The sequence below is a fragment of the Dasania sp. GY-MA-18 genome (genome assembly GCF_024734385.1).
Taxonomy (GTDB): Bacteria; Pseudomonadota; Gammaproteobacteria; order Pseudomonadales; family Dasaniaceae; genus Dasania; species Dasania phycosphaerae.
The window spans coordinates 12,436-33,210 of record NZ_JANHAP010000018.1 but is presented as its reverse complement, the minus strand read 5'-3'; the positions used below and the strand labels follow the sequence as shown (position 1 = coordinate 33,210).

At 42.1% G+C, this 20,775-nt stretch carries 14 protein-coding genes and 1 pseudogene; 5 read left to right on the top strand and 10 right to left on the bottom strand.

The genetic code is table 11. From position 1 onward, the window contains the following. Window positions 1-362: 362 nt before the first annotated feature. Window positions 363-1,592, top strand: a pseudogene (locus NO559_RS16405) (agmatine/peptidylarginine deiminase). A 626-nt stretch (window positions 1,593-2,218) separates the two neighbouring features. On the opposite strand, the gene NO559_RS16400 reads toward NO559_RS16405, so the two are convergent. From NO559_RS16400 to NO559_RS16385, 4 genes are all read right to left on the bottom strand, one after another. Continuing rightward, entirely contained in the window at window positions 2,219-2,470 is a 252-nt protein-coding gene (locus NO559_RS16400) for a transposase (RefSeq protein ID WP_375542745.1), read from the bottom strand. 487 nt (window positions 2,471-2,957) lie between these two features. Beyond that, window positions 2,958-4,199, bottom strand: a complete 1,242-nt coding sequence (locus NO559_RS16395; RefSeq protein ID WP_258332960.1) for a CehA/McbA family metallohydrolase — start codon at window positions 4,197-4,199, stop codon at window positions 2,958-2,960. Window positions 4,200-4,222: 23 nt separating this feature from the next. After that, complete coding sequence (locus NO559_RS16390) at window positions 4,223-4,945, bottom strand: hypothetical protein (protein ID WP_258332959.1); 723 nt, start codon at window positions 4,943-4,945, stop codon at window positions 4,223-4,225. An 862-nt stretch (window positions 4,946-5,807) separates the two neighbouring features. Beyond that, window positions 5,808-7,040, bottom strand: coding sequence for an MFS transporter (locus NO559_RS16385; protein WP_258332958.1), 1,233 nt, complete (start codon window positions 7,038-7,040; stop codon window positions 5,808-5,810). A gap of 544 nt (window positions 7,041-7,584) precedes the next feature. Here NO559_RS16385 and NO559_RS16380 point away from each other — a divergent pair. Next, window positions 7,585-7,929: a transporter substrate-binding domain-containing protein gene (locus tag NO559_RS16380; RefSeq protein ID WP_258332957.1), complete on the top strand. Its 345-nt coding sequence runs from the start codon at window positions 7,585-7,587 to the stop codon at window positions 7,927-7,929. Window positions 7,930-8,861: 932 nt separating this feature from the next. After that, on the top strand, window positions 8,862-9,080 hold the full coding sequence (locus NO559_RS17055) for a helix-turn-helix transcriptional regulator (protein ID WP_375542746.1): 219 nt from the start codon (window positions 8,862-8,864) through the stop codon (window positions 9,078-9,080). Window positions 9,081-9,173: 93 nt separating this feature from the next. Here NO559_RS17055 and speB (NO559_RS16375) read toward each other — a convergent pair whose 3' ends face one another. The 6 genes from speB (NO559_RS16375) to NO559_RS16355 form a co-directional block, all read right to left on the bottom strand. Next, window positions 9,174-10,178, bottom strand: a complete 1,005-nt coding sequence (speB, locus tag NO559_RS16375; protein WP_258332956.1) for an agmatinase — start codon at window positions 10,176-10,178, stop codon at window positions 9,174-9,176. Window positions 10,179-10,542: 364 nt separating this feature from the next. Beyond that, entirely contained in the window at window positions 10,543-10,644 is a 102-nt protein-coding gene (locus NO559_RS17050; protein WP_375542744.1) for a transposase, read from the bottom strand. Window positions 10,645-12,107: 1,463 nt separating this feature from the next. Continuing rightward, complete coding sequence (locus NO559_RS16370; RefSeq protein ID WP_258332955.1) at window positions 12,108-12,470, bottom strand: hypothetical protein; 363 nt, start codon at window positions 12,468-12,470, stop codon at window positions 12,108-12,110. A gap of 1,098 nt (window positions 12,471-13,568) precedes the next feature. Further along, a complete protein-coding gene (locus tag NO559_RS16365) occupies window positions 13,569-13,703 on the bottom strand; it encodes a hypothetical protein (RefSeq protein ID WP_258332954.1) in 135 nt (44 codons plus the stop codon). A gap of 101 nt (window positions 13,704-13,804) precedes the next feature. After that, entirely contained in the window at window positions 13,805-14,761 is a 957-nt protein-coding gene (gene speB / locus NO559_RS16360) for an agmatinase (protein ID WP_258332953.1), read from the bottom strand. A 256-nt stretch (window positions 14,762-15,017) separates the two neighbouring features. Beyond that, window positions 15,018-17,165, bottom strand: a complete 2,148-nt coding sequence (locus NO559_RS16355) for a TonB-dependent receptor (protein ID WP_258332952.1) — start codon at window positions 17,163-17,165, stop codon at window positions 15,018-15,020. 1,462 nt (window positions 17,166-18,627) lie between these two features. Between NO559_RS16355 and NO559_RS16350 the strand changes: the two genes are divergently transcribed. Both NO559_RS16350 and NO559_RS16345 read left to right on the top strand, forming a co-directional pair. After that, window positions 18,628-20,052, top strand: coding sequence for an aminotransferase (locus NO559_RS16350; RefSeq protein WP_258332951.1), 1,425 nt, complete (start codon window positions 18,628-18,630; stop codon window positions 20,050-20,052). Between the two features lie 250 nt (window positions 20,053-20,302). Beyond that, window positions 20,303-20,641: a hypothetical protein gene (locus NO559_RS16345; RefSeq protein ID WP_258332950.1), complete on the top strand. Its 339-nt coding sequence runs from the start codon at window positions 20,303-20,305 to the stop codon at window positions 20,639-20,641. The last annotated feature ends 134 nt before the right edge of the window (window positions 20,642-20,775 follow it).

The window sequence follows — 20,775 nt, the reverse complement described above, 5'->3', positions numbered from 1 at the left end:
ATTTTACCCATTGTTAGTCTGAGCTAAATGAATAAGCATAAAAAATAATCATTATTGGCGTTATACATGTGATTAATGAACATAATAAAAAAATTGTACCCGAATGAAACTAATTTATCTGAAATTAACCACGTAATAACTCATTACTACCAGTTAATTTCTGTTTTATTAGAGCGCTAAAATATCGGGCTATTGCCGTTTAATTGCTGGGTAAATTTGGGAGAGTGCAAGCAACAGGGTGCGTTTATTCGGGAGTTGCAAGTGGTATGTACTTATCTTAACGAATAAATCTGGAGAAAAACCATGAAAAAAATGTTACGTGGCGCTGGGATTATCCTCGCGCTTTCACTGTCAGCCCTGCTATGGCAGAGGGTAATTATCGCATGCCGGCTGAATGGGAACCGCAGGAGGCCATTTGGCTACAGTGGATACAAATGCCCGGCTATTATAACGAGACTCACTTTTCGTTGATCGAGGCCTTGATTCCATACACGCATGTGAAGCTGATAGTACACAGTCAAACGGCACAGAACCTGGCTACGCAAGAGCTAACCAATCGCGGAATCCCTTTAGATAATATCTCCTTTCATGAGGTGCAAGGTAATGGCATACAAGTATCCATGAGCCAGTGGGTAAGAGATATGGGGCCGATTTTTGTTTATGACGATGCCGGCAATAAGAAAATTATAGATTACGATTTTAACAACTGGAACCTAGGGGATTATGGCCCCCCGGCAACCGTTACTGAAATGGAAGCTCTCGATCGCCGCGTTGCTGCCAGCCAAGAGCTTGAAACAGTTCCCTCTACTATGATTTCAGAAGGTGGCGCTCGTGAGACCAACGGCAAAGGCACTGTAATTCTGGTTGAGTCGATTGAATTCGATCGCAATATCGGCTGGACCCGAACGCAAATTGAAGCGGAATATGCCCGCACAATAGGCGCTACCAACTTTATCTGGTTAGAAACTGGACCCGTTGAAGATAACCACCCAGACACTGGGGTAAGTGTAGGGCCTGATGGTGTCACAAAAAATGCCTACACTCTGGGTGTAAACGGCCATGCCTATGAGTTTGTGCGCTTTGTGAATTCCAATACTCTTTTGCTAGCCGAGGTTAGCGAAGAGGAAGCGGCCGGGCATCCTGTGCAAGCAGAAAACCGCGTGCGGCTGGAGCGTAGTTTTGACATTCTCAGCCAATCTACCGAAGAGCTTGGCAATCCGCTCAATGTTATTCGCGTAACTGCCCCCGTGCCTGTTTACCGTCAGTTCACCCCTGCGGACTAGCAGTATCAATGGGTTGCCGGGATGACTTTCCAAGATGGTTCCAGCTTCCCTCTGACCAATGAACCGGTATGGTTCCTTGCAGCTACCAGCTATCAAAACTTTGTAATAGCTAATGATGTCGTTGTGGCTCAGCAGTATTGGGAGCCGGGAATGGACCCTGAAATTAGTCAGCGTGATGAACACGCACAACAAATTCTGCAGAATGTATTTCCTAACCGTACAATTGTTGGGATAAACTCAATTGATCAGAATTTACAGGGCGGTGGTTTGCACTGTATTACTCAGCAAGAACCTGTTGATTTGCCTTAGTTTTATTTTGTACGGGTAAATACTGTCAACAATAATGCCTGAACCTCGTGTTTGGGCATTTTTTACCTGACGTGGTTAATTAAAATGGCTATGTTCCATTTAGGTGTGGCCTACACTTAGAGTAGTTGAAGAAAATAGCGAATAGACCTATGAGATCAAGCGATTTCAAGATGTTGATTGAGGCCTAAAGATCGGTGAAACAAATATGCAGAATTCATGATGAAGGAGGGGTTAGAGATTTTTTCCTCCAAATATTGCAACCCCCTTTGTTATCAGACCTATAGAGAGTGTCTATTATTTGTTAACGGGTAAATACCGCTCAATTGACTGCACCATTTCTTCCAAATCTGATAGTTTCGCAGTCAATTCAAAACTATGAGTACCTTCAAGTTGATATTGTACCAAGTCACCGGTGAATCGCTGTTTAGCGATGGCGATCAATTTAGTCTGCACTTAAAAATATTCAATTCATTGGCTTTCTTGGAGTAAAAGGTTTGCTAATGGTAAGCGCGGTATAAACCACTCCCTGGTGATATACCAGCCGTATAAGTGTGGTATTATTGGATTGCTAAACATCTAACTGCTGTCCCGTTAACTGTCATATCAAGGCCATCAAATCACGTTTTTCAAATAAGTTCAGCGCAAATTCGCTGCATTGTTTTTCCTAGCTTCAACTGAAGTTTGATAAAAGCTAACAGCAAATAAGCGCGCAGAGCTATCCATATTAGTGTCATCACCGCATTTTTACTGGTGCTAACAAAGGACTTGATCTTAAGGTTTTGTTTAATCCATTTAAAGAACAGCTCACTTGCCAGTGCGATCGTGTAAATATCGGTCATCGTCTTTGCGGACGAATTAAAATTATTGCTTAAAAACACTCAGTGTTTACCTGTTGTGGCATCTTTGTAACCAAACCGGCGCAGTTGAGCCTAGCACTTCTTAGCCGTTTGTGTGTCGGTGAACTCAATGGTTTAAACCCTTGCCTAAAGGGATGGTATGTCGACTTACTTCTTGCGTTTTAGCATTAGACTTTAGGTGCGTCACAAAGAAAATATCCTTATCTATTAATGATTTAAACCACGCCTACCACCTTCAGCACAGATGCTATCAAACAGCCAGTTAAGGCGTTTCATTGCTTGACTAATCAGCGCTCTAATCGGACGCAAGGGCCGATCATTGGCTACAGAGGTTTTCAAATGAGTAATAGTAAATAAGGATTCCTGAGAAATATCTTCTACGCGCACTACCAACTATCTCGCTTTAAATTATTGTTGTGCCTATTGTAACCAGTCCATATTCATGGGCGATAAGATCAACAGCCTGTTAGGGCGGTGAGATTTATCTCCCAGAAAACTTTTTAAGCTATTATCTACCATCTATGATGGTAATAATTTCATTATATTGTTTTATTGCACCATCAATACGAAGATAAAGTTCTTTTTTTTGTTTCTCCCATAAAGGTTCAAAACCAGGTGCTATTTCCCAAAATTCAAGCTCACCATAAGGGGTAGGTGTTTCTTTCATGAGTTGTAATTGTCCAACCAGTTTGTTAGCAATAGCTGGAGCTTTATCTTTTGCGATATGGGTGTCTGAGCCTAAATTTACATAAATAGGTGCGCTATGGGCAAGCGCTTGATTTTTACCAAAAGCACGTACCGCAAGCCATAGACCTGAACTAGGTTTAAGTGCTGTCTCTAACTTGAGTGTTTGCTCTCCTTCTTTGGCCTTTATTTGCGTAATCACTTCACCTTGTGAGATTAACTCAATACGATCTAGCTGATCAAAATCAGGATTCAAACTAACGTTGGCTGCAACTTGTAACTCATCACCTGCGGTTAATTTAACAGAGTCCCCCATAGATTCCCCATTAATATTAAACTCTAAAAATGGCCCATTTGTCACATAGACATGACCTTTTTTAACGGCATCAAACCAAGCTTGAGGTGAGAATTCTCCAGCCACTTTTGCGTAGGCACGTACTGCACCGGGCTGGTCGATAAAATAAGGGAAATCGGAGCCTGCCATAGGTGATAGTTTGTAGCCTAAATTTAGGAAGTCATACCATTGTCCGGTATGAATGGCTCCATTTTGCATAATTTCAACAAAATCAACCAAACCAAAAGGTACATCTAAGGCTAATCCTCTATCTTCATTAAACCAGCCAGCATCTACATGGGCATAACCTGTTAAACCGCCTTGACGTTGGTGCTCTTTAAAGACCTTGTGGTAAAGATAATATTTGTCTCTATCATGTACAGGGTTAGTGACATTTAAGCTGATTGTATGACCTCGGTGAGCGGTGCGGGGATCTTCAACGCCGGATGCTATTGCATGGTTTTTATCAATGTATTGTCCTTTTGTGCCAAAAGCATATTGTTGAAAATGCGTTGCGCTAAAGTTACCCATTTTTAACAAGTTAGAAACATGAACATCTTCAGCGGCTAACATTTTCATGATGTTTTTATTCGCAGCAGGTGCTGAACGAGAAAGATGAATGTGATCATCGCCAGAATACCAACCTTGTTCTGGCAGGTTAGCAAAGCGAGCTAAGTTAACCGTCATAGTCAGCGGTTTGTCGGCAGATACTTCAATGTCTTTTTTATACAATTGATACTCAGGGCCCTTGCTGATTACAAGGCTGTATCGTCCTTCAGGTAATTTGGCTCGATAACGGCCATCACTATAAAAAAATGACGATTTTCAGCTGGCCAAGGCTCAACCCCCCCCCAGGATTTTTTTAAATAATGCTGGGTAACCGTACGATGGTAATGTTGAAAGCTAACTGCATCATCACTGGGTAATGGCATTCTTCCTGTACTGTCATATAACCCCATACGTACGGGTATTTGGCCACTAGAATCAACTATCTTTAAATCAAAATCGCTAATTTTTTTATATTGTGGAGTTTCATATGTACGTTCGATTTTTAGATCACAGACCGTTATTTTATGGGCTTTATCTAAGGTGAAGGTTGACAGCTCAGCACCATAGGGGATCATCATGAAGTCCGTATTTGCTTGTGCGCGATTGGAAAAACGAGCACGTTTTAGAGACAAATTAATGGTATTCCATTGATCTTTTGCAGAGGGAATGGCAACTTCCTGATAACTTTCCGTTTGAGCATTACGATCATAGCCAAAGTAAAAAGTTTTATTGCCGTTTGCTTTAAGTCTAAATGAAAGCTGCACCGTTTCATCAATATCAAAGGCGAAATTATCTGCAACATCAAAGGCTAAATAGCTACCTGTTATGCATGTATTACCAGCTTCTGGTGTAGGAAAACCGCTGGCGCGGAAAGGCACCAGTCCCCAATGTGTCACCAAAGCCGGCAGAAACAACGCGAGAAATTTCAACTTGTGGCCACTGCATTTCAACAATTCCTTCAGGCCCCATAGGGGTAGAAAAATGATGTTCCTCATGCGTATGACATTGCAATGATGGTGATGATATAACTATAAGCAGCCCGAGACGAAGAAAAGATTTCAGATCACACAATATGACAGTATAATTCAAGCACATTTTTAACTTCCCATATAAATCTAAATAAGGTGTGGTATTTTGTAGTGTAAGCAATCATGACATTATCGTCTCTATGACAAAAGTCATGTATTATTGAAAACTTCACAAAATTAATTGCGCTTATAATTAAATATTTTATTCCTTTATGTGTGGCTAGTTATTCCTGTGGCTGAGCTCAATCAACGAGCTATGTTACCGTTCTTCGTTGTATCTCCACCCCGCCCCCGCACTTACTTTATTTAGCGTTCGGAGCACATGCATATTAAAAATCTCATCGCAGTAGGTACAATTGAATCGCCAAATAGATGGGTTCTATGTTGGTGTGCCTAGCTTGACATTAAATCGTGGACTATCGGCCTATTCATAGCAGGGGGGGTTAAGGCTAAGGTCGGCGAAAAAAGTTTAATCTTTCTAATTGCATATACTAGACATTTTTATAGCCTGGGTTGTCTAATAGTTAAAATATTTACAATCTTGATATTTAAAGCCAGTGGCTGGCCTGTTAATCAGTGTCCATTTTAGCGGGGGAAGATCAGCCGCCAAATGAATTATTTATTGGGCAGCGAGTAGATTTACTTGCTGGGCAATTAAATTGCAGTTATTACTTGAAACCGCGAATCACTTATTTATCATCTATAATTCCTGTGCAGTAAAATTCAAAGCTTCATAAAAAGCTTATGGAAAAAGTGTGAATTCTCATCCCTCTTGATCAACCACTCTTATTGGATAAATGACAATTAACACACATGCAGCCAATACAATTGCAGCAGTATTAATCAAAAAAATGTAATTTTCGGAGTCTCTCAATAAATACCCTGCAAGCAATGGGCCGGTAGCCAACCCCATTTTCGATGCAAAACCTCCTAATGCAGCCATTTGCCCAGCAGCGTCAAATTTTGATGTCATCGTAAACAAATAAGGAATACAAAATGCCCATGCCACACCGATGAGTGAGTTCGCCCCAAAGTACATCATGGCTGAATCACTAAAAATGAGTAACCACGTACCAATAGCTGCAGCCAAGAGTGCAATCGTTAATGGGGCTAATATTTTTAGTCTGGTTCCTGTATATATAGCCAAGACTGCGCCCAACATTGCGATAATATTAGCCAAGCCAATAGCACTGCTTAAAAAATCTGTTTGGTGCCCAAATGATTTCCCCAAGCCAAAAATAAAGGCAAATAATGACATATTAGCCGCTTGAAATAGAAAAATCGTCAGCAAAGTAAGAACAAGAGGCATCAATTTAACACTTTTGTTTACTTCAGTATTTCTTTCTTTATCAAACTCTTTATAGTCAACTGCATCTTTGCCCGGCAACGGGTAAGTACCAATAAATGGCACCATTGATAGAGTAATAACGCTAAAGGCAATAAGCGCATAAAAAGGCACATACGCCCCATACTCGGGAACTAATGGAGGCAGCAACCATAAACCGAGCGCGCCACCTCCGTATTGAACAACTAATAAGAGGCCAAATGCTACCGCTGGTTTTTTTGTTCTTGCGATAACAGAAAAACCTAAACCAACTAAGGCACCACCAATAAAGCCGTGGGCAAACCTTAGATAAATAAGCGTATCCGTAGATTCAAGTGCAATCGTAAATATATCTAGCGAAATGAGCATCGCCAGTAAGGCATATGCCGCTATTTTCCACTTTGGTAATAGGCGTATCAACAATGTTATGGCCAACGCACCAAATGCTGCACCTAGCGCATTAGCAGATGTGATTTGCCCAGCATCAAAAGTAGAAAGACCGGCGCCCTCCATAAAGGCATCAGTGATAGCAGCAAAAATATTAATATAAAATAAGCCTGCAGAAGCTAGGAACGCTAATAATAAGCTGGCCATAAAACCACTTTCTTCAGCCTTATATTTAGAAAAAAAGTTATTTAATTCGCAAGGACTAGACTGTGATGAAATTTGCATTATTAACTCTGATTTGTTGTAAAAGCGTCGTTTGACATATTTTGAATCAAGTCTCTATCTAGCATAGTATCGTGACGACCGCCTAATCACTAATAAATGCGACAGAAAAAATATAATTGGTACTTCAATGAGGTCTTTCCACGGAAGCCATTTTGCTCTGATGCCGCATTAAAGTGTGGTCAATCGAGCATTTACTGCAGTAAGCCCCTCTCTGGGCGAATTTTTGTCTTGCCTGAAAGAAAAATCATCTTCCGCATAGAGGTCTCAATAAATATTATCCATAACTATGTTCCTAGCACTTACTTTAACTCTCAATGAGATAAAGACGACATCTGATGAATAGTTTTAAACCGCACTCACAAAAAACTCGCTACTAATCAGAAGACATCCACTCCATATTCAAGGCAACACTTATCTTTACAATTTTGTAGAGCGCTAAAACTCATGCAAAGTAAAGAGATGCGTAATTACCAGCTAAGCTAAGCCGAGCTTCGCAGCTTTTCCGATTTTGAGTGGAGCATAGGTTAACCCTGCGCCAGGATTAATGCCTAAAATTCAATTTATGCCACTAAAGCGCGCATTCAGCAAGGTTGCTTCAGGTGATGTTGAAATGGCATTTGGGGCGCTCCGTAATGATATGCCATTGCGTTATTACCCTGATTGCCCCGTTCATTTTTCATCACCTGATATTGCTGTTTCAGCTGATTTGGACAAAAATTGGAAGGGATTAATTTCATTAAGTAATAAGACTGTTGCGGCACGTATAGGAGATAATTACGCCGCATATTTACCTGCTAATGTTAACTATAAAGAGTATTCATCACTTAAAGCTATGATGAAAATGTTGGCGGCGGGGCGAGTCGATGCTGTACTTGACCTTGGTGCTTGAAGACTGCAGGTCATAATGTTGATAAAGATATAGAATATTGAAAAGCAGTGCGTTAGATAGTCTCTTTCGCGTGGGGTTAGTGCCTTTTCAGCGTCTTATGGTTTGTCACCAAAACCTTTGTAGGTGATTGATACCTTCCTTTATACAGTATGAGCGACATGTCAATAATTAAAATTAACAGAATTTTCTACCGTTTGTAGTGGTTTATTAAACTATTGGCTCAATATGTATTCAAGTTCACTGCAGTCTTGTTGATATTTGGATATTTGGATATTTAATGTCGACGTCCGTAATTAAGGGGGCGCTTATATGCATCTCGCTAGACGTGAACTCGGCATTGCCTGCAGTGATTCATCGCGAGTACATTCATGTAGGCTCTGTGACAGCATTCATGCTAGCCAAGGTCACTGCATTCAATACCCAATTCATGCTTCCATAGCTAACGGGGCAGCAGTGACTTAATTTAGCAATTTCAAATTACTATCCAGTTGTTGAAATGCTACGGTTAGATGGATTAGGGGTTATCTTGACGTCCTAGCAAATTGTTGTGTTGTTAAATCTAATTTACTTCTTGAACTGGCTAGACTGATAACCCTGATTGATCAAAAGAATGTGTATGCACAGCTGATCAATGTGATCCGGCAACTCATTTCCTGTGATGTATGGCTGGTGGCTCCTGATCACTTTATTGACCCAGAGTTTATCGTAAATTATACAGCGCTTATGGTCTTCGGGAAGAGCTTTGCTGGCCTATTTGCATAAATGATGCCATTGATTAAGGTAATAGTTAGAGATACTTTGGAAAGTTCTCGGCCTAGTAAAAGCGAAATAGCAGCTACGGAAACTCAAGCTTTTGTATGTATCTTTCAGCAGGAATTTTCAAAATTCGCGACATCGTTATTGACAGATAAGGAGATTGAAATCACTCATTTATTATTGAAGGGGGCTCCCCAAAGTTGATTGCAAATGTTATAGCGCGCTCCGAAGGTACAGTGCGTAATCACCTGGTAAGCATTTATAATAAACTCAATATATCGTCGCAGGCAGAGCTGTTTGGTCTTTTTCTTGAAGCAATGTCCACTCTTGAGGCTGCGTCAAAGGATGACCCTTTAATACAGCTGGAAATAAAAGGGGGTGATGACCACTGCTAGGGATACAGGGGGGCGTTATTAGAGAGGCGATAGCTCGAAAGGGCAGGCTAAATTCATAGAAAATTTTAACCTGCTTTTTCTATTGGTGTTTATTTAGACTGCTTTATCTGCAGCCATTAAGCACAATATCTCAAACAGCATCTGGGCACCTGCTTGGGCAGTCGTGGTATTGCTATCCCAGTTAGGTGCTACTTCTACTAAATCGCCGCCAACAATATTCAATCCTTGCATACCTATTAGTAATTCCTGTGCTTCTCTTGGCAATAAACCCCCGACTTCAGGTGTTCCTGTTCCTGGTGCGTAGGCGGGATCCAGACCGTCAATATCAAAGGTCACATAGGTTGGGCCATTCCCTAAAATTTCACGAGCTTTGGCAATAACCGCTGGAATGCCCATTTCCGTCACGTCTTCAATATGCAGCACTGTCATGCCTGAATCATAGCTGAATTCCCAATAAGGGTCTGCTGAGCCGCGAATGCCAATCTGAATACAGCGGGCTGGATCCAAAACACCATCTAATACTGCATTGCGAAAGGGGCCGCCGTGGTGAAAGCGTGAATCACTAATGGGGCCACAGGTATCGCAATGAGCATCTATGTGAATCATGCCCAAAGGCTCTTTTTTACCTAGAGCGCGCATTATCGGGTAAGTGATGGAGTGGTCGCCACCAGCGGTCAATGGGCGAATACCAGCCTTAGCAATGCCTTCATAGTAAAACTCAATTTCTTTTAAGCCAGACTCTAAGTTATAGCGGCTTCCTAAGGGGACGTCTCCGATGTCAGCAATATCAGCTTTTTCAAAAGGGTTCATTTGGCTGCGATGGTTATAGGGGCCAATACGACCAATATCCCGTATGGCTCTAGGGCCAAACTTGGCGCCACCCCGATGGGTTACACCTAGGTCAAAAGGAACACCGATTAAGGCAATATCCATATCTCTGTCTTCTGGCCGATAAGGCGCATCAAGCAAGGTAGCAACGTCGTTCATTGCACCTATTGACTGTGCAACTGCAGGTTCAGGGTTTGATTCTTTAAGAAAACCGCCGGCTTCAGCACCATACTTCTGGCGTAATTCATCTAACTTCTCTTTATTGATCATTGGAGCCTCTCTTTGTTGATTTGGCGGCGTTATTTCTGGCTAATAAACTTTGTAGTGATTTTATCAGAAGAGAAAAGCGATGACTTCATGACATTTTACCCATTGTCAGCCTCGGCTAAACAAGGTTAAAGGGCAATACGAAAAGCATCTTTTACACCCTTTTGTCCATTCGATACCTTTCCTAAATCCCCAGATAGAGATTCGTTAACGTCTTAAAAACCTAAGCGTCCCTTTTTTACTTAGCTTCTATGACGCTCACTTCGCCACTACGAATTAACAGCCCCTGCTCGGCGAGCTGGTCATTAATTTCATTCAACAGCTTCTCAAATACCCCCGCATTTTCTAACAGATTACTAAAGGGCCACTAGGCAGAGTGATCGAGTACTGACTCGGGCAAACTTAAATCAACAAACCGGCGAAACAATAAGTCTCTGGTTAGCTGTTTCTCAAGGCCAAGATCACTCAAACTGTACTAACTTTGCAGTAATAACGTTTTAAACATCGTTAAGAAGAGCCCCCCATAAAGTAGATAAAATTACTGATTAATATTCTGCAGCCATTCTTTCATATGGAGGTGGCTAATGTCTTCGGATACCTCTCCGAAAATGACTCGGTTTTAAATATACGGAAGAATGATTCAGCATGAATATTACCTGTCATTGTCTTTTATCGATTCATGCTTGTTTTAATGCCTACCGATCGTAGCTTATTTTGAAAACATGAGCGCCATACTCAGTGACTTCAATGTTAGCTCTGTTGTTCAGTTTTTACCAAGTGACCAGCCGAAGGCTTTCCGTGAATAAAGATCTAGGATTACGGACATGTATATCCACTTACCTTTAACCTTAAGATAGCTGACATCACCAGCCCATTATTGATTCGGAGGTAGATGGAATGTTGTATCGAAGGTTATCAACCGTTATGCACGTGTTTGTACGATAGAGCCGCTCTACACGTTTATGGTGAACTAGCTCTCGATGGGTTCTAGGGCTTCCATAGTTACCATCGTGTAGATCAAGCAATTTTCTAATCACAGATATAAGCTAAGCATTGGTAGTGACGCGTGCCGATACAGGCCTATTTAGCCACTTATAAAAACCAGCTGGTGAAGCCTGTAAACTACGACATAGGCATCTGACGTCAAAATTATCACGATGATCAGCTATGAACCTGAATCGTTTTCCTTTTTAGCGGCGAAGAGCTCTTTCTTAAGATTACGGATCTCATCCTCTATACTTTTCTCTTCCTGTGGGGTCGTTGGCTGTTTAGTCATACTAATTCTTCTAGAGGATGTTTCAAAAAATTTACCCTCCCTGTATTCCTGTCGCCAGCGATATATCATTACCGGGTGAAGATTAAGAGCTTTTTCTATATCGATAGTTTTTACATCAAGTTAATAGTTAAGTCTGCTGATTTTAATTTTAAATTCGACCGAGAATTCAACAACTTGTTCGGAGATTAGTATTCCTGCTATTCATTATCTACCTTATAGTTAAGATAGAAGGGGTAGCCTTCTTTTTTATTGTCCAAAAAGTAGCTTTTATATCGTATAAATCTATCGATTTACTACAAACACAGATCTGGATAAAAAAATGAGGCAGTATTGATCACTTATTAAGGTTTTTGCAGGACAGATTAAGTGATGGTCAGTGATGAACTATGTGAAATTATAGTTTTTACTAAATTGGATTTCGTCTACTTAGTAGGCGATAGCTTGGTAAAAGTCACTGGTCGCAGCGTTCTTTGACAGAGCAGAGACTTTTAGGGGGCTGAGCCCAAGCTGCATGCAGTCGTTTTCAATTGCTGTCATGAGTTTTTAGGTAGTGCCCTTGCCTCTGTGAGACTTAGTTACAACTAGCTGAGAGATGTAGCCAAAGCGCCTAAATTCAGGGTCGATATGTGCAGTTCCTTGTTCTTCTTCAGCAATGGCTAAAAATATCTCGCCCGAATGTTGTTCACATTGCTTAAGCTGATGGACGAGGCATTGCTGCCTTGATCCTCGCCGCCGATTTTACCTGAGTTTCTGATCCAAATCCCTGCCTGGATTTTACCCTCAAGACCAGTACAAAATCGGGCTAGGCATATCGAGCTGAGTGCCTGAATAGTAACGGAGGACTTGCCCCTCTGGTCAAAGCCGCTGTCGGGACCGTCGGGTTTAAACGGATAACTTTTTGGCTGTTCATGGGGATTACCCATATCTATGACGAGTGTTAGAAGGAAGAATTTTATATCAGCGGCATAAATATAGGCGGAAATTAGCCGCTCCCCTATGGGTATATTTAAATTAAACATTTGATCCGCACGTTACAATACGGCATAAAGCAAAGAACTACCCAGACTACAAAAACGGATTTTGAATGTTCCTTTAATGGAAAAGAACAGTGATATCTTGTTGAAACGAGTAAAAAATAAATAAGGCCGTGCTGAGTTTAATTATTTTATAACTAGGTATGAGACGCCTCTAGTAAATGACGAGCTGATAAAGCTTTAAATTAAAAAATCCACTTGCCGAGCACCATCGCTACAAAGGGTAAGTGGCTGTTGAACCTAAGTTGCTGAGCATAATTGCTTTTAGTTGGCCGCTGTTGTGAAGTGACATAACGCCTTCATTAAATACTTTGAGTAGACGTTGGCCTTTTTTGTTGTTAGCAAAGGCTGCGTAAGTGTGATTTTTGAGACAGCATTTTTAATAATATACTGCGATTTTTCGTTAGTGGTCTTTTGTATATGTAGTATGTCCGGCTCGTAATTTAAAACAGCATCTAAGCGATCATGATTTAACATCTTTAAGATGGATTTTAATTTTTACATTTCTTTGTAATGCATATCTACATCGATATGGTCACCAAAGCTATAGCCTTTCAAAGCTCCTACCCGTTTTCCTTTTTGTGATTTTACCCCCTGCCAATTGTTAGCCATACTTTTACTTAAGGCAATATCAACTCTGTCTATTTCAAGAGGTGCACTGGAATAATTGGCTGAGAGGTCGTTGGTTTTATATACGCCAACAATGATATCAGCAGTTTTATTATTGATGATTTCAATAGATCGTTGGTAGGGATGAATTTTAAAAATGACAGTTAATCCCTATTTTTCAAATATTTCACGTACGGTATCAAGGTAATAGCCACTGCCATCTTTATTACTATAGTTTTTCCATTCGTCGCTGACGATAATGACCTTGTCGATTTCTGCGAATGCACAAGGTGCAAGAAGTAATAATAAAACAAGTGATTGTACTAATCGAAAGAATATTTTCATAATGTTGTTATCAAGACAATAAGTTGAGTTTAGAGTGCTATTTATATCTTTGTTGTTTTAAATAACGATACTACCATTGTGCTACTAATCTCTAGGCAGCATTTACAGATATTGCAATCTATTATAGCCTTAAGGATGATTGCGCTTAGCTATGGCCACAAAAAACAGACACAAATCTTCCAACATTAGTGCGGTTCCAGTTTGTACCGTAATTTCAGCGGGGTCATAACAGAGGACTACTTCAATCACATCGTCAAAAGTCATGGTTTACTCCCACTTGTAGAAATGTAAAACATAAGAAACAAAAAAGCCGACTCAAAATCTGCTAAGCCGGCACAAGCATCATCGCTGATGTGGAGATAAAGCTACTTTTGACGCTGCTCTTTACTGCTGGCGTACAGGCACAGCAAATCTAACGCAATAGTAGCGCCGGCCAATGAGGTGATTTCACCTACGTCATAGGCAGGGGCTACTTCTACTAAATCCATGCCTACTATATTGATACCGTCTAAACCACGAAGAATATGCAAGGCTTGGTAAGTTGATAAGCCGCCACAAACCGGTGTGCCCGTGCCTGGTGCGTAGCAAGGATCAAGGCAATCAATATCAAAGGTTAAGTAACAAGGGTTATCACCAACCATTTCTTTAATTTTTGCCGCAGTAGCTTCGACGCCATTATCGTGTACCCACTTGGCATCAAATACGTTATAGCCATGAGTTTTAGGGTTAGCTAAGCGCATACCTATTTGGGCAGACGCTTCTGGATTAATTATGCCTTGTTTGGCGGCATGATAGAACATGGTGCCATGATCGATACGCCCATCTTCGTCTTCCCAGGTGTCGCTATGGGCGTCAAAATGAATTAATGAAATAGGGCCGTGTTTTTCCGCGTGAGCTTTGACAACAGGGTAAGTCACAAAATGATCGCCACCCAGCGTTAGCATAGCCACGTCATTATCTAAAATATGTTTAGCGTGGGCGTGAATTTCATCAGGCACCAGATGAGGGCGGCCCGGATAAAAATCGCAATCGCCATAATCAATAACGGCTAATTTATCGAAAGGGTCAAAGTTCCAACCCATAACGGTTCCCCAAGATAACGTTGAGGATATGTTACGAATTGCACGTGGCCCCATACGTGAACCAGAACGATTGGAGGTGGCCAGATCATAGGGCACTCCAGAAACAGCAACGTCCACACCCGTTAAATCACGGGTGTATTTACGGCGCATAAAACTGGTCGCGCCCGCAAAGGTGTGCTCAGGCGTTGTGCCATATAAATCTTCACGGGTAAAAGCAAGATCATTAGTTGGCTTTGTCATAAAAACTCTACTTGTATTTTATGTTGATAAGAGCTTTGCGGGCTCGCAATGCGAACCCGCTAGTTAACCGTTAGTCGAACTGATAATTAAAGGTTACGCCGTATGTCGCCGGTTGTTGACGATAAACGGTGCGGCCAGCAAAACCCGAGAAAGAATAGGTTTCAGATTCTTCGTCGGTAATGTTGCGGCCCCATAGGGTTAACAGCCAACGTTCGTCATCAGCGCCGATTGAGGCTTGGGCATTTGCACCTTTAACCTAGCCGTATTGCGCATTAGGGTCGCCAAGCTGAGCGAATTGCTTATCAACCCAGCTGTAGCTGGCTTGAACACGGGCAATTAAATTATTGTTAACGTTGAATTCATAAGCGGCTGAGGCGTTATAGCTCCATTCTGGTGATTGAGCTAACACGGTACCTTCAGCAACAGGTGCGCCAATGGCATCAACGAATGCGATTTCGCTGCCATCAATAGCTCCGCTGAAATCAGCATCGCCGGTGGCGTTGTCGTTGATCGATACGTCGCCGCTAATGCCGCGTAATTCGGCAGCGCTTGGTGATTTAGTGACTTCGCTATCTAAGTAGGCGATACCCGCACGCAGAGACAATTGATCAGTGGCTAACCATTCGACATCCAGCTCAAAGCCTTGAGTTTCAGATTCCGGTACGTTGATCATTGTGGTGTCTATTGTGGCTGCTGCCGTTACATAGTTACTGAAGTCATCGGCGGTATAGGTAATTAATGACTGTCTGTTTTCGTATTCCATTTTAAAAACAGAACCGTTTAGCTGCATGCTACCTTCAAGTAATGACCATTTAAAACCTAACTCGTAAGATAAAATATCTTCAGGGTCGACGTAGGTCCAGGCATCGCTATCTACGATAGCTGTGCCGTAGTAAGCGCCACTTTTGTAGCTGGTGGCGACATTAGTAAAGATCATTAAATCGTCATTTACCTGCCAATCTAAACCCAGCTTGCCGGTAATGGCGTCTTCGCTGTTACTTTCGTTTTGAGTTTGGACGGGAATAATCTCGCCAAAGAATTCTTCAGTTCCAACGGCGTCAAAACTGCGCTTATCATTGGAATAGCGAACACCGCCAATTAACTTGAAGCTGTCGTTTAACTCAGTTTCGGTATGGAGGTATGCGCCATAGGAGTCCGTTTCTTGCTCGTAAGAGGCGACGAAGCGATCAAGGCCATTGGCGTCAGCATCAGCTGGGTCAAAACTGCCGAATAGAACAGAGTCAGTCACTAGGAAAGAGTCATCAAAATAGGCTTGGTTTTCGACAACTTCTTCATAAGAAATATTGACACCGGTTATCCAAGTGAAAGCCCCATCACTGTTACTGACGAAACGAAATTCTTGTGACCATTGCTCTAACTCTTCATCCAAAAATAAATCAGTAGTTGATACGGCATAGCCATCATAATTGTCTAGCACAACACGTTCATACTGATCGAAAGAGGAAATAGAAATAAATTGGAAGGCATCAAAGTCGTAGTTAACCGTTAAGGCAATACCTGTACCTTGCTCATCTTTAGAGGCATCTAAATTGCCCACCGATACTTTGCGAGGATTAGTTGGCGAGCTAAGGACATCAAAACCAGACAAGAAGAGAGCATCAGCAGCACCTTCGTTGTGTGGTGATTCTGGTGTGGAGTTATCTTCGCTGTAGTAAGTGCGCAGCAGGGCGTCACCATTACCACTGATATCAAACGCCAATTGGCCGCGTAACGCTAGCTTATCGGTTTTACCATATTCTTTGCCGGTGGCTTCATCTTCTTGCCAGCCTTCACCGGCTTTTACATAGTTAGCAGCGAGTCGGCCGCGAACAGAATCGCTGATAGGTCCAGAGATTACGCCGGTTAACTCAACGGTCTCATGGCTGCCGTAACCTGCTTCAATAGAGGCTTCAAACTCATCGCTAGGCTTGTTGCTGATAAAGTTAATCGCACCGCCGGTGGTGTTTTTTCCATAAAGAGTACCCTGAGGGCCTTTTAAAACTTCCACGCGTTCTATATCAAATAACTGGCCGTTTAAATAAGCCGGGCTACTGGCAAACACTTCATCGGTGTAAACACCCACGCCGCTGGTGTTGTTGGCATTAAAGTCATCTAAGCCTATGCCGCGAATCGCAAAAATAGGAGTGCCGCCGGAGGTGGCATTAACAGTAACCAGGCCTGGAGTCATAGCGCCAAGGTCTGAAGACTGCTCTATGCCTAAGGCTTTTAAACCGTCACCTGATAGTGCGCTAGCTGATACCCCGATATGGTTAACTGACTGCGCGCGTTTTTGCGCAGTTACCATGACTTCTTCTAATACGGCTGCCTGAGTTGCCGTGATAAACGAAGTGCTAAAGCTGGCAGCTAAAATACTACGAGCAAGAAGGTGTTTATTTAGATACATATTATCCCCTTGGTGGTCATTATTATTGTGCAGCGAATTGATTCGCTATACTTAACGATGGGATACTCACATTTTTTGGGGGGGCGTAAGTATCCTAAGTGGATATATAGCTTGCCACTTTTCGACCCTACAAAATCGATGCCACGAATGATTTGCTAACCTCTCTCGCAGGTATATTAGCGATTGCCCAATGAATAGACCTCTTAAATCTTACCGAACGTATTGACCAGAACTTTCCGCTGCCTAAAATCAATAGGGGGCTTCTGCCTTTATTAATACACTGATCTTAATGCAGCATGAAGGTAGCTTTCATCTGGATGATATTCGCCACCTCCATGATGAAGCGCTAAGTACCGTATTGAATCTCATCAAAATACCTAAAGCGACTACGCTAGGAGACTGGCTGAGAAGAATAGGAGCAGAGCCGCAGATTGTTGATGTCTGGGTTAAGGTTAATCAATTCGTTTTGCATTCAGCCTTGCATCACTGTAAAAAGTAACATTGGGTATCAATGCCTTTGCATCGGTAATTACGAAAAGCCTTTTACACTTATTATTTAGAGAAAATCCATTCAGGGCCAAGCAGATATGAATTTAGCGCCTTGTAATGGTGCTGCCGGAGCCTGTGCTGGCTGTTATGTTTGCCTTTACGCGTGGGTTACTGCCAGAGGAGTTAACTCATCATCGCGCTATAAAACTGCCTGGCTTCTGTATTCCATCGCTGCCAAAGTGGACAAAACGGGCCGACAGTTATTTGCGAAATTAAAAACAAAGCACCGAATATTATTGAAGTGTGCTTTTGAATATACCTGTTGAGCATATTGGCGGCAACGACCTACGTTAAACAAAAAAAGGGACGCTTAGGTGTTTTAAGGCTTTATCGAATATTTATTTGGGTTATTGTCATCGCTGGTATAGATAGGTACTTTTTAACAGCAGCGGTAATCACGGCTCAATTAATAAAAGCCATCGGGCTTAATATCATTAAAACAGTAAAGGCCCTAATTTGATTTTATCGCTGACTGATAGCAGAGATCTAAAACATAAGTTCAGTTAATATAATGCTTCTTTAATAACTGGTTTGGTCATGCAACAGTACAGGCGGCTTGTCATGAACAAACAGCAGCACCATTAAATCGTCAAATATCACGATACTGCGAAACAAATCGGCCAAGCGATACCGCGCAATCTGCGCTCCCATTATTTACCGTATTCTTTATAGCCGCTTGTGTTTAGATCAATTCATTTATAGGCCGTATTATATAGTTAAGCAAGGCCGAAAACATTTTCAATTTTTATCGGTGCGACTTACCAAAGCGCCTATATGTTATTGTCAACCGCTATAGCGCAGTAAATATCGCCATCCCCCTTAAAGGATATATAAAAGTGAAATAAACTCCTTCATACTGACTTTAACTTTATAAACAAACTTAATTAACCTCAATTGTTTTACGGAGCGGACAATGTCTTCAAATAACGCAGCAGCTAACAAAGGTCAACTGAGTGCTGACGAAACTCAGGCTATTATTGATATGGATAGAGATCACCATCTCCATCCTTGTCAAATTTTTGATGTGTTTCCTGAAAAAGGTGCTTTACCTATCGCCAAAGGTGAAGGTTCATTAATTTGGGATACTAATGGCAACCAATACCTTGACGCCGTTGGTGGCTTGTGGTGTAACAATATCGGCTTGGGCCGCGATGAGATGGCTGACGTGATTGCCGAGCAAGTACGTGAACTATCATACGCCAATCCCTTCGTTGACATGACTAACGTACCTGCCGCCAAACTAGCCAAGAAATTAGCTGAATTGGCACCAGGCCACTTAAATCACGTATTCTTTACTTGTGGCGGATCAACAGCAGTAGATTCAGCCTATCGTACCGTGCAAATGTATAACAACTGTCGCGGCAAAAAAGATAAGAAGCACTTTATCTCTCGTAAAGATGCTTATCATGGCACTACTTATGCGTCGATGTCTTTGGGCGGCAAAGAGGGCGATCATCCAGACTATTTTGATTTTATATCAGACAGCATCCATCACTTAAGCTCACCTAACCACTACCGTTACAGCAATGGTTTATCGGAGCAGGACTTCGCGGATCAATTAGTGACCGAGTTTGAAGCTAAAATTGAAGAGCTAGGCGGTGCCGATAAAGTAGCGGCATTTATTGCAGAGCCTATTATGGGTGCTGGCGGAGTGGTACTACCACCGGCCAATTATCTAAAGCGTATCTGGGAAATCTGTAAGGCCAACGACATTCTTTACATCTCTGACGAGGTTGTTACCGGCTTTGGTCGCTTAGGTGAATGGTTTGCTTCAGAATCTGTTTTCGGAATCGTGCCAGATATAATCACTTGCGCAAAAGGTTTATCGTCAGGCTACTTGCCAATTGGGGCAATGATATTCTCCGAAGCCATATTTGATGCTATTTCACAACCCGGCCAAGGTTACTACTACTCACACGGCTACACTTACAGCGGCCACCCCGTTAGCTGCGTTGCCGCATTGAAAAACATTGAGATTCTTGAACGAGAAAAAATCTTAGAGCATGTTCGTGACGTTGGCCCTTATTTCTTGGAGCAACTAAACACCCTGCGTGATCTCGATATGGTTGGCGACGTGCGTGGCTCACATTTAATGGTGTGTGTTGAGTTGGTTAAAAACAAAGAGACTCGAGAAACCTTCCCCGAAGAGCTAGATATCGGCAAAGAAGTCTCAATGGTCGCCGACAGCATGGGCTTGATTGTTCGCCCTATTGTTAACCTAAACGTGATGTCTCCGCCACTAGTATTAACCAAAGAAGAAGCCGACACGATTGTTAGCACTTTGCGCAAAGCTATTTTAACGGCTGGTGAAACAATGAAAGAGCGTGGTCACTGGTAATCACACTCGAAATTAAGGGCTGATTTTTTCAGCCTTTAATTTAGAAGCGACCTTACGTTTTGACTCAAAACGCTCCAACTGCTCCGGCGTTTCCACTAGCCTTTATTTAAAACTCCATCTACACTGCGACCATTTCTTAAACTCCCATAATTCAAAGAGATAATTTAAGCGAGAGCCCCATGGATGCAACAACCTTAGCCCAACGAGTTGATGTCGACCGTTGAGGTGTTCGTTGCTACTAGGGCCTCGCATGGTGACTGTAGCCTACAGCAGCGGCAAACCCTCTTTCGGTTTTGGCGCGGGTAACGTACAGAATATTTTCGATGACAACATCGACTACATCGCTGTAGCCGATGTTGTATTACGTAGCGAAAAAATGTGCCCTGTACTCGCTGCATTTGAATACGAAGCACTTGAAGAAGCTATCGACATTGCCCGCAGCAATTTAGAGATCAAAGGTCACACCAGTGAAATTCACTCTACTTCCGAAGAATACATCAGTAAAATTGGCTTGTCTTCACCCGTTAGTCGTGTGGCGATAAACGAGCCCTGCTCACTGACGAACGGATTTATTTCTACCGGCACTTAGGCTGAGGCTCTTGGGGGAATAGCTCAATTTCAGGAAACTTAAACTACAAGCATATGATTAACACCCAGCGCATAGGTTTCACCCAAGAAGGCAGGTACGTATCCAGCGATGAGGAAATTTGGGGTTAACCTTAA